This is a genomic window from Brevibacillus agri (genome assembly GCF_004117055.1).
Classification (GTDB): domain Bacteria; phylum Bacillota; class Bacilli; order Brevibacillales; family Brevibacillaceae; genus Brevibacillus; species Brevibacillus agri.
Genome location: NZ_CP026363.1, coordinates 4557934 through 4574240, shown reverse-complemented (window position 1 = coordinate 4574240; position 16307 = coordinate 4557934). Strand labels below are relative to the sequence as shown.

Below are 16307 nucleotides of genomic sequence, written 5' to 3'. Positions count from 1 at the left end.
GATTTGTCGAAGGGTGGAGATGGTAGTGAGTTAGAGGAGGTTGTTATTTTGTATATTAATTTGTTCCATTTTTATACAGCAGGACTAGGGGGCGTTATTGTTATGCATACTCGTTTTGTTTGGAGATATTACAAGGGGAGTTTTGAGGGGGGATTGTCAAGATAAGCGGTGTTGAATGGGCGCGGTTTAGTGAGGGCGTGGCGACTTGCGGATACGGAAGCGAGCGGGGGAGTGATGCGGAGGCAATCGTGACGGGGTATTTTGGATCATCGACAAATTCGTTTGTCTATGAATCATCTTGCACGCAGAGTATTTAAGAGTATAACCAAGTCTGCATATCAATTAATTGGAAATAGAGGAAGGGATGTGTAAGATTTGATTCACTTAAAACGACTTTTGTGCTGCTTTGTTATGTTTTGCCTATTGCTGGAACCCATCCATTTTTTTAGCCAGCCACTCATGTTTAACAACACGGCATTAGCTCAGGAAGCTGTTTCATCCGTCGACGAAAGCAATACGAATCCGGGTCCCGAGCTAGTATCTATTGATTCATCTATAAAAGAAATGACGCTAAAAATCGGAGACTCTCAAAAAGTCGAAATCAACGCCATTTACAGCGATGGCAGTAAGACGGATGTTTCCAAACAAACAGAATGGCAAGTAGAAGATCCCAAAGTTGTTTCCGTTTCAAGGGGAACGATTTATGCCAAAAGCGTGGGAAACACAACTCTGGTGGCAAACTACGAGAAGGAAGTTCTTCCCATCAATGTAACCGTAACTGCCCCTTCGGAAGAACCTGTCCAGACTGATACAGAAGAAAAGATTGCTGATGGCACGTCATCAGCAAAAACAAACGAAGCAGAGCCTGCCAATTTCGAAGAAGAGGCCCCGGCAAAAGGCAAGTTTGCGTTAACAGCAGCTTACGATGGATCTATCACCTTATCAAAGGGCGAATCTTATAAATTCACGAACATCCATAGGGAATGTAAATTTTTTTGTGTAAATGGGTTTTTAACAGGCGGATGGTTACGTGGGCGGCTTTACATGGAGGGGCGGGCATGATAGGCTCGTTTGCCATGCGATGCATGGTTGACTGGCATCGCCCCATCGCAAGAAATCATGCCCGCAGAGGCTCCATGTCAAGCCGACTCAACAGTTGGGTTATGCGGACAGTTCGCCTTGCAATCGATCTCCAAAATGGATGGCCAGTTGTGAGATACATTCTTTCCAACTTCGAAGCGGCATCGTCCACTTCTTCGATGCATTTACGGTAGCGAGGTAGATGATTTTCCGCAGAGCATCGTCGGATGGATAGGCCGTTTTGGTCTTTGTGACCTTACGGAGTTGCCGATGATACCCCTCGATTATGTTCGTTGTATAAATGCCCAAAATGTCCTTATGACCCGACATCGAAATGCCAAGAACGCTGTAGGCCGCTTTGTTGATGATCCGATTTTCTTGCCGAACTTTAAAGTGAATGGCATCCAGGAACACGATGGGATAGACACGATCAAGCGGTCTGCATTGCCATTCCGCTACCAAAGGCATAATCTTGTCGGTCACCTTACTAACCATGGCAGGAGATACGTCAATCCCATACAACTCCTTCATGTGTTCCTCAATGTCTCGTGTGGACATTCCTTTGGCGTAGAGTGCGATGATTTGCTCCTCTAAGCCATTTACCGTAGTCTCATGCTTCTTCACAACGTGAGGTTCAAATTCTCCATTACGGTCACGAGGTACCCGAATTTCTGTATGGCCAAACTTTGTTTTCAACGTCTTTTTGCTATACCCATTCCGACTATTTCCCGTGTGATCGCCGTCAGAACTATGTTTGGCATAGCCCAAATGAGCATCCATTTCTGCTTCAAACAACTGCTGAATGGTGTCGCGGAACAAATCTTTAACATGGCGTGCACGTCCTCGATGGTACGGCAATCCTTCGCTAACTCCTTGATCGTCATGTCTCTTTTGTCTTGCATAAATGATCATCTCCTTACTGGGAAGTTTAACCATTTACACAAAACTTTTTACGCTCTCTCTTGACCACTTCACCGATAGATTGTTTTTTTCTCAAAGAGAAGGCTTTTAATTATAGGGAATGCTTTTCAGTTGTTTTTAGGTGCTACTGATTACTGTTCGTAAATAATCTTTCCGTTCTGATCTAGAGCAACGAATTTTGCTTTGACCTCCTCACGAGGAGACGCATAAAGAAACTGTTTTTGATTATCACCTATCTTGATTACATACATACGATCATCTGTGGTAGTAATTCTAATTTCTTTAACCTGCTTCTCATTTATATAGCCTGAGTAAATTCTATACGACTGTTTTATAGTTTCATTTTCTTCTACCAGTTCTTTCCCAACACTCATTTGTAATACTACAGCTAAATCTGGAATTTCAGGGGTTTCATTGATAGATTGAATGACCCACCTTTTATCTTTAGGATAAGCCTGAACAAGCCCATAATGTAGTTTGTTATCAACTTTGAAGTTAATCGTACAAAAAATGGTCTTGCTAATTTTTGCATAGTTAGTAACCTCAAATTCACTTATAGAATTACTATTGTAGTACTTAATCAATCTCTGATAGATAGGCTCTTCTATGCTTTTTTCATTCCCAGCCTCACCAACTACAGGCGGATTATCGGCTGGATAGGTGACATTGTTTATCGATTGAGTCGGTTGTTCTTTGTTAAGCACCTCTGAATTACTACAACCACTAATAAGAATAAGTGTGATTATAAAAATCAGTCTTCGTTTCATATTATCACTCCACGAAATTAATTGCCTTCAATAATGATCCATTAATATCTGCCATTTGAATATTTACTCTACTTTGCTTCCAATTTACTAAGTGGCGGCGAGCTGTTTCTTGAATTATGCTTTCAATATTCTTTGGTGTCAAATTGGGGTTTGTTGCTAATAACATGGCTACCCAAGTCGTTACCAATGGGGCAGCCAGCGATGTTCCATTAAAAATTTCAACGCTATCCCCACTTAATTTATGATTTATTGAGTAAATTTTTGTTCCAGGCACGAAAATATCAACAGTATCATTAAAGTTACTTAGCGACCAAACATCCAAGTTTTCATCTAAAGCACCAACGGAGATTACACCAGGTATTTTATAAGATGCTGGGTAGCTGTATTGTTTAGAAGAATCGTTTCCTACGGATGCAACGATCGTGATTCCGCTATTTACGGCTTTTTCAACACTGTTTTTTAAGGAAGGGGTGTCTTTATAAGTAGATAAGCTAATATTAATCACATCAACTCCTATGTGTGAAACCTCATCTATAGCTTTAGACAATGTCTCAGTATTTAAAGTATCTGAATGAATATCATAGGTATACAGCGTTATTCCTGGGAGTATTCCATTAAAATTCAGATTTTCGCATTCCCTAGCCCCAATCACGCTAGCAATAATTGTACCGTGTGATTTATCACCGAATCTTTGTGAGGAAGCAATCTCATTTAGTGTTAGATTCTTTTGATTCCCGTCTATACCACTATCAATTATCGCTATTTTCACACCATACAATTTTTCTTGTGAAATTCTAACTTTTAAAGGATACCCATTCATATTTTGAATTGCTTCGAGATTTGGTGTATTGGGGTATCTGAAATCAGTTTCAATTTTAATATTTAAAGCAATAAGAATTAATGTAATTCCTATCGCAAAGATATAAATTATTTTTTTTCTCGACATAATCACACAAATTAAAAGGAGGGGATAAAAAACTATCCCCTTCTAGCGCCCCTTTACAGTTTATATCCACCATAATAAATTGGGAGTCCATGATACATGACTTCAATGATGCTGAACTCATGCCAAATCGTCGAGTGCGTTAAGGTAACACTAATACCTCCTGCGACAAAATTATAAGAACCGCTTACTTGGGCAGAAAGCTTCATAGTAGCATCCGAAAAAGTTTGTGTGTACAGATTTGAAGATTTGGAAGCTTTATCATAGGGACGCCCGACATTTGGATTGGGAGTAACTACCTCCATGATACCTGAAGAAGAGGCAGTGGAGTAGGTATAGTAGACCGAAACAGTGTCATCATCAGCAGTGCTTGTGTTTTTTTTATCTAGTGTATATTTGATTTGAAGATAGTTTGATGCGTATCCCGCTGCATTATAGAACTTTATATCGGTGCTTGTTCCCCAATTTCCACTTGAGCTTGGTAAAGTTCCTTGACCTATAGTTGTCACATTTGACCCCCATGGACCAGCATAAGGCTGGGATGATGCGTTCGTTTCTACTTGATCGCTGTCAGAATCTACTTCTTTTACGCTTTCAAAAGTTGCTTGCATGCGATCTCCGCTAGGAAAAGTTATCTCGTAGAAGCTTTTGGGTTTTCCATTTTTCTCAATATCTTCTTTAACTAATTTGGCTAATAAATCGTTTCCTTCAAAGTGAGACTGTAGTGCATTTTCAGTAGCCTTTTTAATTGCAACGGGATCCTGCTGCAAAATCTTCTCCCTAAACTCTTTTTTATTTTTCCGAATATAATCATCTGTATACTCAACTGCCGACAAGCTACGTACAGAATCAACATCAATCGTCTTATTTTCCTTTTTTAGTTGATCAAGCGAGGCTTGTAATTCGGAATAGTATAAAGCATCTTCAACTGATAATCCTTCATTAATTAACTTTTTGTAATTACTTTGTTTTTCAGTGGCATATATTGGTGAAGATACATCCATTTGTTTTAAATGTCAATTTTTATAAAAAACCTCATAAGATAATTTAGCTATCTACTAAATAGTTTTTCTTAACTAATGCGGATAGCATTCACTCACTACTGAATCGCTTTTCCTAGGTAGTCACCATCGCACGAATATGCGAATTTCGACAGTGATCGTATCAAATTACACACCCAAAACAAAAAACACTCTACCGCCCTCGCGCACCGAGGCGAGTCAGAGTGTTTTTGCATCGGCCTCACGAACGAACATACGAAACCGCAGAAACCGCCTCCGCCAGCTTGCCAAACCACTTCCTGCCATTACACTTAGCTCAGCCGAAACAGCTTATGCCAAATAGACGTTTTCCGCTCTTCGTCCTTGAGCTTGGCCAACTGGACTTTGGCGTCCATGATGTCGCTCATCGCTTTGGTCAGGCGGCGGTCGCGCTCCTTGAGGCTGCTGCGGATATACGCCTCCTGCTTTTCCAGGCGCGCGAGCAGCGCCTGCTGGTTCTCATCCTGCTGCTTCACGTGCAGCGCCAGGGCGTGCAGCTTTTCGTCGATGGCGTCCAATGCTTCGAGAGTGTCTTCTGTTGCGACGGGATGAGCAACAGGGGCGAGAGCAACAGCCGTCTCTCTGTGAGCCGCTCCCGCTCCCGTGTAGTTTTGGCTGACGATCATTTGCGCGGCTTCTTCCTGGGGAATGAGCTGGTCCTTGGTCAGCTCGTAAAAGCGGGTCAGGCAGGACACATCCATCTGGCGGTATTCGCGCCGGTTTTGATTGTCCCGCAGGAACCAATAGCCGTGCTGCTCGAGCAGCATGCTCCACTTGCGCAATGTGCTCGCCCCGATCCCGAGCATTTCGGCGACTTCCCTGCCGCTGTAGGTCCGTTCCCTGGCGACAAGCTCAATGACGTCTCCCATGCTTATCCCTCCTGCCGTACGTGCTTTTCATCCGTTTTTTACCCATTCTGTGCGGCAAAAGAATTTCCTTTTGCAATCGTGCGACAATTTCCTGCACCGTTCGAATTTTGCGCCGGTGATTGTCCGCGCTCTGTCATCTGCCGACAAAACTCGCCGTTGTGGCGCTGCACGCCGCAAACTAGACGAATGACGGACGGGTACAAGTACATTTTCTGTTTGTCTGTGCATTTGCTCAGTAGGGCTATGCCAAACGTACATAGGATGCTTACAGAAGGAGGGATTGACCATGGCATTCAGAGACCAGGTGAGACGATTCGAAGGGAAAAACGTAAAGGTTGAGACTGTGAATTGCAACTTTTTCGGCAAGCTGATCGAGGTAAAATCCAGCACTATCATCCTGCGCGAACACGACAACCATCGCCGCACCATCATTCGTGATTCTAAAATTATTGCCGTTACGGAACACGACCACGACTGCTAAGCTGCCATACCGTCTTGTTAACAGAAATGAGTTGTTCCTCAGGCTGTCGAGCGATCGGCAGCCTCTTCCTTTCTTTTTGCCGGAGTGTGCAGATGGATTTTATTCCCGCCCCTGCGCATGGTAACATGGTAGAGGAACAAACCAATGATGAGAGAGGGCAGGGGATACCATGTTGGAAATCCGGTTTCACGGACATTCTTCCGTGCAGTTGACCAGTGAAGGGCATTCGATCATGATTGACCCGTTTATTTCGGGAAATCCGCTGGCAAAAACGACGCTTGCGGACATCCAAGTCCAGTACATCCTGCTGACGCACGGACACCAGGACCATATTCTCGACGCAGTCGAGCTGGCAAAGGCAAATGACGCGACCATCGTCGCGACGCATGAGCTGGCTACATACCTTGACTGGCAAGGCGTCAAAACCGTTTCGATGAACCTGGGCGGCTCTGTGACACTGCCTTTTGGAAAAGTGAAAATGACACAGGCGTTCCACAGCTCCGGCGTCGTGCTGGATGACAAGCAGCAGATCGTCTACATGGGGATGCCAGGCGGCTTTGTGATCGAGCTGGGCGGCAAAACGATCTACCACGCGGGAGATACAGGGCTGTTCGGCGACATGAAGCTGATTGGAGATCGCCATGATATCGACTTGGCGTTTTTGCCGATTGGGGATGTATTCACGATGGGGCCGGAGGATGCGGTGATCGCCGCCGAGTGGATCGCCGCCGACTACGTCGTGCCGATTCACTACGATACGTTCCCGCCGATCAAACAGGACGGAGACGCGTTTGTCGCGACTTTGGCCGAAAAAGATATCAGAGGCAAGGCACTGAAACCAGGCGAGGTTTTGCGCCTGCCGTAGTCTGCAAGACTGCGAGCCTGTAAGACTGCAAGCTACAAGCCCGCAAGTCTACCAGCCCGCAGCCGAGAGCAAACCGCCTTTTGCCAAAAAACCGCTTGTCCGAAAAAACGGGACAGGCGGTTTTTCTTTTCCTGTCTTCTATAAAAAGAGACAGGCCAATCTCTGAAAAAGCGGCATGAAAATGGTAGCGACGCTCATAGATATAGAAACATAGGGAAGAGAGCCTGGCAAAAAGGAGAGGAAAGTCTCGATGAGCACTTTGCACCATACGCTGCTGTTTTTCTCGGTGATCGTCCTTTATTCATTGGCGAGCCTCGCCTTTCCGGGGGGCGGGGCCTGGTACGAGTCGCTGACCAAGCCTGAAGGCACGCCGCCCGACCATGTGCTCAAGATCGTCTGGTTTATTTTGCATGTGCTCATTGCCGCATCTGTCGTCATTGCTGTTCGCCGCAAGCAAATGAATCGGGAGCTTTTGCTTCTGTACGGAATAAACTGGTTTTTTCATCAGTTGTTCACGCTGTTGTTTTACAGGCTGCAATTGCCGTTTTTGGCCGCCGTCGACACGATCCTCATCCTGTACTCGACCTGGGTGCTGATCCGGGCGATTCGGCCGCTGGACAAGATCGCCTCCTCCTTGTTGATCCCGTATTTGCAATGGAGCGTGTTCGCCATCTATCTTGCGGTTTCGTTCTGTGTGCTGAACCTGTGAGCGTTGGGATCGTGCCGGACTACAGCCCTGCGACGAGCCGCTTTGCCCGCTCTGTGGCTTGGCGATACACGTCCTCCCAGGAGATGGTTTGCAGCTTGCGGTCGCGCATCAAAACTTCGCCGTTGACGATCGTGGTATCGACATCCGCGCCGGTCGCGCTGTAGGCGACGAGCGAATGCAGGTCGTGCAGCGGGGCGAGGTGCGGCTTTTTCAGATCGAGCAGGATGAGATCGGCGCGTTTGCCTGTCGCAAGTGTGCCCACCTCGTGGTCGATCCCGAGCAGTCTGGCGCTCTCGATCGTCGCCATGCGCAAAACTTGCTCGGCTGGCAGCACGGTCGGATCGCCATAGTGCAGCTTTTGCATCCAGGACGCCGCCTTGATTTCCGCAAACATGTCGAGCGTCGTGGCGCTGCCTGCTCCGTCGGTGCCCAGGCCGACCGTGACGCCTTGGGCGAGCAGCTCCGCGACAGGAGCGATTCCGCAGCCGAGCTTCAGATTGCTCACAGGGTTGTGCGCGACGCCGCCTCGCATGCCGCGCAAACGGCCGATGTCCTCTAGGCTCAAGTGGACAGCGTGGGCGAGCAGGACGTGATTTTCGTGAAAAGTCCCCAGCTCCTGCAAATACTCGGTCGGCGTCTGGTCGTATTTCTCGCGGATTTTTTCCACTTCCTCGCGGGTTTCGGCCAGGTGGATGTGCAGCGGAATCCGGCGGCTTCTGGCGAGATCGACGACCTCTTTCAGCGGCTGCGGCGGGCACGTATAAGGCGCGTGCGGCCCGAGCATGGTGGTGATTCTGCCGTCTGCCGCACCGGACCATTTGTCGATCAGATCGAGCGCTTCGGTCATGCGCCGTCCGCCGTCATCCTGTAAAAAGATCAGGCCGCGCGTCAGCGAAGCTCTGATTCCGCTGTCCCGCACGGCTTCGGCTACAGCGTCCATGTGCACGTACATGTCGGCAAAAGCCGTCGTGCCAGAGGCGATCATTTCCGCAATCCCGAGCATCGTTCCCCAGTAAACGTCCTCTGGCGTCATCCGCGCTTCCGCTGGCAGCATCTTTTTGTCCAGCCAATCCATCAGCTTCAGGTCGTCGGAAAAAGCTCGCAGCAGCGACATGCTCGCATGATTGTGGGCGTTGACAAGGCCAGGCATGGCGACCATGTCTTTGGCCGGAAGCACGGTGCTGGCAGACGCTTCAATCACGGGTGCGAGCTTCGCAATCCGCCCGTCCGCAATCAAAATGTCCCCGACCCACGGCCGTTCTTTTTCCACCATCGTCAAGATATGGCACCCTTTAATCAGTAACGTGTTCATGCAACCATCCTCCTTGGATTTCTGTTCGGTTGCAAGCGTAAAGCTTCACGCGGCGGCAGAGTCAAGAGGGAAATTTGTCTCGAAAAAGAGAAGCAAAGCAGTGCTGATTCGCCGGATTCTGTAATATTGTTTATTAGATAACAATTGACTCAAGAAATAATACTACATAAAATGGTGATAAGATACGAAGGAAGAGAGCGGTGGCGTATATGTTAAACGGAGGACTTGTCAGCCTGCAGGCGATTTTGGACGAATTGAAGCCATCCGAACGCAAGGTGGCCGAGTATATACTGGCTCACCCGGAAGATGTGGTGAAGCTGTCGGTGCAAAAGCTGTCCGAGCTGAGCGGAGTATCGGAGGCGACGATTATTCGCCTGGCTCGTTCGCTGAATATGAAGGGCTATCAGGAGCTGAAGCTGCGGATTGCGGGCGACTTGAACAAACAGACGGCGCCCACGAGCTATCAGGAAATCATGATGGAGGGCACGACCGAGTCGATCATGCAGGCGGTGAGCTGGAACAACATTCAGTCGATTCAGGACACACTCTCGGTCCTGTCCAGCGAAGAAGTGAACAGAGCCGTCGATGCGCTGTCCACAGCGAGAAAAATAGATGTGTACGGAGTAGGAGCCTCCGCGGTCATTGCCGACGACATCAGGCAAAAGTTTTCCCGCATCAACCTGTGGTGCGAGGCTTACTCCGATTTTCACGCGCAACTGACCTCGGCTGTCAACCTGTCGGAAAAAGACGTCGTCATCGGCATTTCCTATTCGGGGCAAACCGAGGATATCATCCAGTCGCTGACAGAGGCGAGACAGCAGGGCGCCACGGTCATTTCGCTGACCAAATTCGGGCCTTCGCCTGTCGCGGATTTGGCTCATATCCGGCTGTTTACCAGCTCCGTGGAAAAAAGCATCCGCAGCGGGGCGATGGCTTCCCGGATTGCGCAGCTCAATGTGATTGATATTTTGTTCATCACGATGGTCAGCAGAAAGCAGGATGATGTGATTCCGTTGCTGGAAAAAACGCGGCTGGCTGTCAGCCGGACAAAACGCTCATCCAATTGACGAAAAGGCGGAGGGGGAAATATGGAGGCGCTCGAAAAACTGTTGCAAGGCTGGATCGGCGAGCGACTGCTGCCGGGAGCTGCCCTGCGCGTCGTCCGCGAGGGGCGTGTCTGCTACTCGCTCGATGCGGGAGCTACGAGTATCGCCGACGGCCAGCCGATCACGAAAGACACTTTGTTTGACTTGGCCTCGCTGACAAAGGTGACAGCGACATTGCCCGCGCTCCTGCTCTTGATGCAGGAGGGGCTGCTCGCCCCCGATGACCGGATCGGCGCATTTTTTCCGGATTGTCCGCCCGATAAAGCCGCGATCACGATCGGGCAGTTGCTCGCGCACACGTCCGGACTGCCGGCAGATTTAGAGACGCGCAGGCGGGATAGCGAGATCGTGCTGCCTGAGCTGTTGTATCGGCAGCAGTTGCTGCAAAAGCCGGGCGAGCGAGTCGTCTACAGCGATCTGGGCATGATCTGGCTCGGCCTGCTCATCGAGCGAGTGGCAGGACAGCCGCTGGATGCGTTTGTCGCACAGCGGGTTTTTGCCCCATTGGGGATGGCGCACACTTGCTACTGTCCTGACGGGAAATGTTTTCTGAATATTGCAAAAACAGAATATTGCTCGCTCACAAGCGCGTACATCTGTGGGGAAGTCCATGACGAAAAAGCGTTTGCCATGGGCGGAGTCGCGGGGCACGCCGGGCTGTTTGCGACTGCGGACGACTTGTGCCTGTACGCGCAAAGCTGGCTGTACAACGAACCGCCCTTGCTTGCGGAGCATTGGCGCGAGCTGGCGGTGCGCAACCACGCCGGGCAAGCGGGCGAAAGCCGCGGTTTCGGCTGGGAGCTGAACCAGGCAGGAACTACGCTCAGTTGCGGCGATCATTTTCATCCCGCGAGCTACGGACATACGGGGTTCACCGGGACCAGCATCTGGATCGACCCGGTCCGGGAGCTTGCCGTCATTTTTCTCACCAATGCCGTTCACCTCGGGCGCAATCATCAGCTTCGGCAATTGCGGCCCATCCTGCACAACGCTGTCACGACCGCGCTGCAAACGGTCTGACTGATAAAGCGAGAGCACGTGTATGATCGCTTCGAAGAAAAAGGGGGAGGGTTCTGGATGAAGCATTTCCGTTTTCGAAGGGCGGCGTCTGTCTTTTTGGTAACAGCCATGGCACTGGTCGGCTGCAGTTCAGGTGGAGGGGAGCAAACCGCGCCGGGCACCCAGCCTGGTGGCAATGAGGGTGGCGGACAGCAGGTGACGCTGTCCATGCACAGTTGGCGGGTCGAGGACACAGAGGGCTACAAGGCGATTATCCAAGCGTTTGAGGCCGAGAACCCGAACATCAAGATCGAGTTCAAGCCGTTCAAGGCAACCGAGTACAATACCATCCTCAACACCGCGCTGCAAAGCGACAGCGGACCGGACATCCTGCAACTGCGTCCGTATGCCCCGGGTATTTCCCTGGCGGAAGCAGGCTATCTGGAGTCGCTGGACAATGTGCCAGGCATCTCCTCCTTCCCCAAAGACGTCCTCGCAGCGGCGACAGGCAAAGACGGCAAAGTCTACGGCGTTCCGCTCTCCTTAAATTCCACGCAGTTTTACTACAACAAGAAAATTTTCGAGCAAAACGGCCTGACAGAGCCAAAGAGCTGGGACGAATTGATAGCGACAGCCAAGGCGTTGAAGGAAAAAGGCATCACGCCGATTTCGTTTGGCGCGAAGGAAGGCTGGCTGCTTTCGTTGAGCCACGGCGTGATCGCTCCGGCGAGCTACAGCGGCGGCGACTATCTCGACAAGCTGCTCAAAGGCGAAAGCAATCTGCAAAGTTCCGAGTTTCTCCAATCGGTTACACGCATGCAGGAACTGATTCCTTATTTCCCGGAAAATTATGTGGGGCTCGAATTGAACGACATGCGCACCTTGTTCGCGACGGAAAAGGCGGCGATGTTCATCAACGGCAGCTTTGAGCTGGAAGGGCTGAAAAAGCTGAACCCCGATTTGCAGCTAGATTTTTTCCCGATGCCGACCAACAACGGGCAGTCTGTCCTGACGACATGGGTGGATGGTTCGTATGCCGTCAACGCCAAGTCGAAACATAAGCAGGAAGCGTTGAAATTCATGGAGTTTATGGCGACCAAAAAGTTCGGCGAGCTGTTCGCCAACCAGTTCAAGCGTATCAGCGCAGTGCCGGGAGTGTCGACAGACGATCCGCTCGTAAACAAAATGGCGGAGCTGTCGCAAACAAGCTCGACGCCTTACCTGATGGTCGTGCACTTCGCCGAAGGACAGCCGACAACGAAGCAAACGCTGGAAAACGCCCTGCAAGGCATGTACTTGGGCAAGCTCACGCCCGAACAGGTCGCGGGGGAAGTACAGAAGTCCGCCGCCACCTGGTTCCCTCCGTTTAAAAAGTAGGCAGTGATGATCGTTGGCGGGAGCGGATGAACCGTAGCCCTCCCGTCCGCGAAAGCCAAAAGGGGGTGGAGATCATCGGCACGAGGAACAGGCATACGATTCGACCGAAGGGGCGGGCGCGCTGGCTGATCCACCTGTTTCCCTTGCCCGCCTTGATTGTGTACACGCTGTTTGTCCTGTACCCGATTCTTAGCGCTTTTTTGTACAGCTTGTACGACTGGCAGGGCATCAAGCGGGGAGTGTTTGTCGGGCTGAAAAATTTTGTCACGCTGTTTACGGTGGAGCCGTTCAACGAGATGTTCTGGAACGCCTTCGGGCACAACGTCTCCTACTTTGTCATCGAAATGATCGTGCAAAACGGGATTGCGTTCGGCCTCGCTTTTCTCATCTACCGCAAAATTCGCGGCTCGGCCTTTTTGAAAATCGCTTACTTCATGCCGCGGCTGCTGTCTGTGATTGTGATTGGTTTTTTATGGAAATTAATCCTCAATCCGAATTACGGAGCGCTGAACACGCTGTTGGCCGAGGTAGGACTGCAGGAGTGGGCCAGACCGTGGCTGGGCGATCCGGATACGGCGCTGATTGCGATTATTTTGATTAACTGCTGGTTTGGCATCGGCTTTGCCATGCTGATCTTTTTGGCCGGATTGCAGGCGATTCCGGAAGAGCTGATCGAGGCAGCCAGGCTGGACGGGGCGCGGGGCTTGCGGTTGTTGTGGAAAATCATCCTGCCGCTGTGCATGCCGGCGATTACGATCATGACGATCTTCACCTTTATCCAGGCGTTCGAAGCGTTTGAGCTGGTGTACGCGATGCAAGGCTCGATGGGCGAGCCGTTTCGCTCGACGGATACGCTCGCGGTCTACTTTTATCGCATGGCGTTTTCCAGTGCGGGCGGCGCGGGAGACTTGGCTGTCGGGCTCGGCTCCGCATTGGCTGTCGTGCTGTTTTTCATCGTCGCATCCGTGTCGGCTGTCTCGCTGTACTTGATGCGCAAGCGCGAAGTCCAGCATTGAGCGATGAAGCGGACCCGCGAGCAGGCTGGGGCTGAACCGGAACGGGAAGGGGGGATGCAGGTGAAAACGAGCGTAGCGGGCAGGGCGGTTTCGTATGTGGCCGCGTATATGTTTGCATTGGTGTCGCTCTATCCAATCGTGTTAATGATTCTTTCCTCGTTTAAAACGAACAGGGAGATTTTCGCCAGTCCGTTGTCGCTGCCGCAGTCGTTTGGCTTTGCGACGTACCGGAAGCTGTGGGAAGCGGTGCCGTTTGCCGACTTTTTGCTGAACAGCGTATTGGTCAGCGGGATGTCGGTGTTGATGATTACGGTCTTTTCCGCGATGGCTGCCTTTTACTTGTCGCGCTTTTCGTATCGCTGGACAGGGGCGCTGTACTTCTTTTTCATCATCGGGCTGATGATTCCGATCAAGCTGGGGATTGTGCCTTTGTTTTTGCTGATGAAAAATTTCGGGCTGCTCAATTCGCTCTGGTCGCTGATCCTGATCTACACGGCGAGCGGGATTCCGATCTCGGTGTTTATTTTGACGGGGTTTTTCCGCACGCTTCCTGTAGAGCTGGAGGAGGCGGCGCGGATTGATGGCTGCAGCCACTTTCAGGTGTTTTGGCGCGTGCTCTTGCCGCTGATCCGGCCCGCGCTCGCGACGGTTGTCATCATCAACTTCATTCACGCCTGGAACGACTTCTTTTTCCCGCTGATCTTCATTCAGGAAGACGCGCTGAAGACGATTCCGGTGGGGATGATGGTGTTGTTCGGGGAGTACGAAACAGATTGGAGCCTGCTTTTTGCCGGGCTGACGTTGTCTGCGCTGCCAATGATCGTCGTGTTTTTGCTGGCGTCCAGACAGTTCATGGAGGGGTTGACCGCAGGTGCAGTTAAATGACGGGAAAAAATGGTTTATCGGGATAGATGGAGGGGGGACGAAGACAAAAGCCGCCATCTGCGACGAGCAAGGGCAAGTGTGGGCGATCGTGGCAGGGGAGTCATCCAATCCGCTGTCGCGGCCGTGGACACAGGTGGAGGCGACGCTGCAACAGCTCGTTGCGACTGCGTGCGAGCAGGCGGGAGCGAGAGCGGAAGAGGTGGCGGGGCTGTTCATCGGTCTGGGCGGCGCTGATCGCCCGGCGATTCGGGAAAAGCTGCACGCTTCGTTTGCAGAGGTGTGGCAGGAGCGGCTGCGCGTGGACAACGATGCGGTTCCTGCGCTCTACTCCGGGACGTGGGGGCAGCCGGGGATTGTGCTCATCTCCGGTACAGGCTCGATTGCGTGTGCGCTGACAAGCGGAGGGGCGAGGCACCGCGTAGGCGGTTGGGGCTATTTGCTTGGCGATGAAGGCAGCGGCTACGATCTCGGAAAAAAGGCGGCCATGGCGGTTTTGCGCGCATATGACGGTCGCGGCGAGCCGACTGCCTTGACCGGGCTGTTTCTTGCCCATTACCAGGTGGCAAGCCCGGAAGAGCTGATCGGCGTGATCTACGGGGCCAGCAATCCGCGCATGCGCCTGGCCGGGGCGAGTGAGCTGGTGGAGCAGGCGGCACGGCAGCAAGACAGCCTCGCGTGCAGACTGATTGCAGAAGCGGCGGACGATCTGCTCGAGTTGGCGCAGGCATGCCTGGAAAAGACGCAGGAAGCACTGCCTGTCGTGCTCGCGGGAGGGCTGTTTGCCACCGACACGCTGGTCAGACAGCGAGTGATGGATAAAGCTTCGTTTTCGACGGTCATCCCGGACGTGCCGCCTGTGATCGGTTCTCTGGCAGCGGCGATCACGGGCACAGGCCACCGCCTGGACGAAAAAGCGGCAGAGAAGTTGCGAAAAAGCGGTACAGCCTTGGAAAAGAGGTGAAGCCCAGCATGGACGAAAACCTGCACCAGCTTCAGACGGAAATGCGCAATCCGGCCAGCGAGCGGCTGGATCAGATGACGGCGCTGGAAATCGTCACGCTGATGAACGAGGAAGATCACAAGGTAGCGGTCGCCATCAAGCGGGTGCTGCCGCAAGTCGCCGAAGCTGTCGAGCAGATCGTGCAGGCGCTGTCGGGCGGCGGACGGCTGTTTTACTTCGGAGCCGGTACGAGCGGGCGGCTTGGGGTGCTGGACGCCGCTGAATGCCCGCCGACTTTTGGCACGGATGCTTCCGTCGTGCGCGGAATCATTGCCGGCGGAGCGCAAGCGATGACAGAAGCCATCGAAGGGGCCGAAGACTCGCACGAGCTGGGGCGGCAGGATGTGCGTGAGGCGGGAGTCGGGCAGGGCGATGTCGTCGTGGGGATCGCGGCCAGCGGGCGGACGCCTTATGTGCTGGGAGCGCTGGAAGAGGCGAGGGCGCGGCAGGCTGCAACGATAGCGCTTTCCTGCAATCCCGACCCGGACAGCAGCAAAAGCGCCGACATCGCGATCAACATCGAAGTCGGTCCGGAGGTCGTCACCGGCTCTACCCGGCTCAAGGCAGGCAGCGCGACGAAGATGGTGCTGAACATGCTGACGACTGCGAGCATGGTGCAGCTTGGCAAAGTGTACGGGAATTTGATGGTGAACGTGCAGGCGACGAACCAGAAGTTGCGGGAGCGCGCGAAGCATATTGTCATGCAAGTGACGGGAGCGTCGTACGAGGAAGCGGCCCGATTGCTCGGGGAAGCGGCAGGCGATGTGCGAGTGGCGATCGTCATGCAAAAGACAGGCTTGGCGGCAAAGGAGGCGGCAGAGCGGCTGGCGCGTGCAGGCAATAAGGTCAGGGCCGCGATTGAGCACGGGTAAGAATGCTCCCCTCTATCCTATAAAAGAAGATTTATATACATTTCACAAACCCAGGGGATGGAAAC

Annotated in this window: 16 protein-coding genes and 1 pseudogene; 11 read left to right on the top strand and 6 right to left on the bottom strand. The window is 51.8% G+C overall.

Features of this window, described 5'->3' with window-relative positions; translation table 11 throughout:
- The first annotated feature begins 375 nt into the window (after positions 1–375).
- Complete coding sequence (locus BA6348_RS22375) at positions 376–1062, top strand: Ig-like domain-containing protein (RefSeq protein WP_026557924.1); 687 nt, start codon at positions 376–378, stop codon at positions 1060–1062.
- 99 nt (positions 1063–1161) lie between these two features.
- On the opposite strand, the pseudogene BA6348_RS22370 reads toward BA6348_RS22375, so the two are convergent.
- The 5 genes and pseudogenes from BA6348_RS22370 to BA6348_RS22350 all read right to left on the bottom strand — a co-directional run bounded on the left by BA6348_RS22370 (position 1162) and on the right by BA6348_RS22350 (position 5620).
- Positions 1162–1982: pseudogene (locus tag BA6348_RS22370) on the bottom strand (IS256 family transposase).
- A 150-nt stretch (positions 1983–2132) separates the two neighbouring features.
- Positions 2133–2768: a hypothetical protein gene (locus tag BA6348_RS22365; protein ID WP_122952887.1), complete on the bottom strand. Its 636-nt coding sequence runs from the start codon at positions 2766–2768 to the stop codon at positions 2133–2135.
- Between the two features lie 4 nt (positions 2769–2772).
- A complete protein-coding gene (locus BA6348_RS22360; protein WP_141333635.1) occupies positions 2773–3714 on the bottom strand; it encodes a S8 family peptidase in 942 nt (313 codons plus the stop codon).
- A 53-nt stretch (positions 3715–3767) separates the two neighbouring features.
- Positions 3768–4715: a hypothetical protein gene (locus BA6348_RS22355; RefSeq protein ID WP_005828097.1), complete on the bottom strand. Its 948-nt coding sequence runs from the start codon at positions 4713–4715 to the stop codon at positions 3768–3770.
- Positions 4716–5023: 308 nt separating this feature from the next.
- A complete protein-coding gene (locus BA6348_RS22350; protein ID WP_122952886.1) occupies positions 5024–5620 on the bottom strand; it encodes a MerR family transcriptional regulator in 597 nt (198 codons plus the stop codon).
- 286 nt (positions 5621–5906) lie between these two features.
- Here BA6348_RS22350 and BA6348_RS22345 point away from each other — a divergent pair, with 286 nt between their 5' ends.
- The 3 genes from BA6348_RS22345 to BA6348_RS22335 all read left to right on the top strand — a co-directional run bounded on the left by BA6348_RS22345 (position 5907) and on the right by BA6348_RS22335 (position 7675).
- A complete protein-coding gene (locus BA6348_RS22345) occupies positions 5907–6101 on the top strand; it encodes a hypothetical protein (protein ID WP_005828092.1) in 195 nt (64 codons plus the stop codon).
- A gap of 169 nt (positions 6102–6270) precedes the next feature.
- On the top strand, positions 6271–6966 hold the full coding sequence (locus tag BA6348_RS22340; RefSeq protein WP_005828090.1) for a metal-dependent hydrolase: 696 nt from the start codon (positions 6271–6273) through the stop codon (positions 6964–6966).
- A gap of 250 nt (positions 6967–7216) precedes the next feature.
- Entirely contained in the window at positions 7217–7675 is a 459-nt protein-coding gene (locus BA6348_RS22335; protein ID WP_025846780.1) for a TspO/MBR family protein, read from the top strand.
- Between the two features lie 19 nt (positions 7676–7694).
- Here BA6348_RS22335 and BA6348_RS22330 read toward each other — a convergent pair whose 3' ends face one another.
- Entirely contained in the window at positions 7695–8987 is a 1293-nt protein-coding gene (locus BA6348_RS22330; protein WP_007782791.1) for an amidohydrolase, read from the bottom strand.
- Positions 8988–9196: 209 nt separating this feature from the next.
- Here BA6348_RS22330 and BA6348_RS22325 point away from each other — a divergent pair, with 209 nt between their 5' ends.
- The 7 genes from BA6348_RS22325 to murQ are packed head-to-tail and all read left to right on the top strand — an operon-like array spanning position 9197 to position 16242.
- Positions 9197–10054, top strand: a complete 858-nt coding sequence (locus tag BA6348_RS22325; RefSeq protein ID WP_035423134.1) for a MurR/RpiR family transcriptional regulator — start codon at positions 9197–9199, stop codon at positions 10052–10054.
- Between the two features lie 21 nt (positions 10055–10075).
- Complete coding sequence (locus BA6348_RS22320; protein WP_025846784.1) at positions 10076–11113, top strand: serine hydrolase domain-containing protein; 1038 nt, start codon at positions 10076–10078, stop codon at positions 11111–11113.
- A 57-nt stretch (positions 11114–11170) separates the two neighbouring features.
- Positions 11171–12469, top strand: a complete 1299-nt coding sequence (locus BA6348_RS22315) for an ABC transporter substrate-binding protein (protein ID WP_122952885.1) — start codon at positions 11171–11173, stop codon at positions 12467–12469.
- 26 nt (positions 12470–12495) lie between these two features.
- Positions 12496–13485 (top strand): carbohydrate ABC transporter permease, encoded by a 990-nt coding sequence (locus BA6348_RS22310; protein WP_025846786.1) that lies wholly within the window; start codon positions 12496–12498, stop codon positions 13483–13485.
- Between the two features lie 60 nt (positions 13486–13545).
- The gene (locus BA6348_RS22305) at positions 13546–14370 is read left to right on the top strand and encodes a carbohydrate ABC transporter permease (RefSeq protein WP_025846788.1); all 825 of its coding nucleotides are present in this window, start codon (positions 13546–13548) and stop codon (positions 14368–14370) included.
- Positions 14357–15331 (top strand): N-acetylglucosamine kinase, encoded by a 975-nt coding sequence (locus BA6348_RS22300; protein ID WP_122952884.1) that lies wholly within the window; start codon positions 14357–14359, stop codon positions 15329–15331. Before BA6348_RS22305 ends, BA6348_RS22300 begins: the two co-directional genes overlap by 14 nt.
- A gap of 8 nt (positions 15332–15339) precedes the next feature.
- Positions 15340–16242 (top strand): N-acetylmuramic acid 6-phosphate etherase, encoded by a 903-nt coding sequence (murQ, locus tag BA6348_RS22295; protein WP_122952883.1) that lies wholly within the window; start codon positions 15340–15342, stop codon positions 16240–16242.
- Positions 16243–16307: the final 65 nt, after the last annotated feature.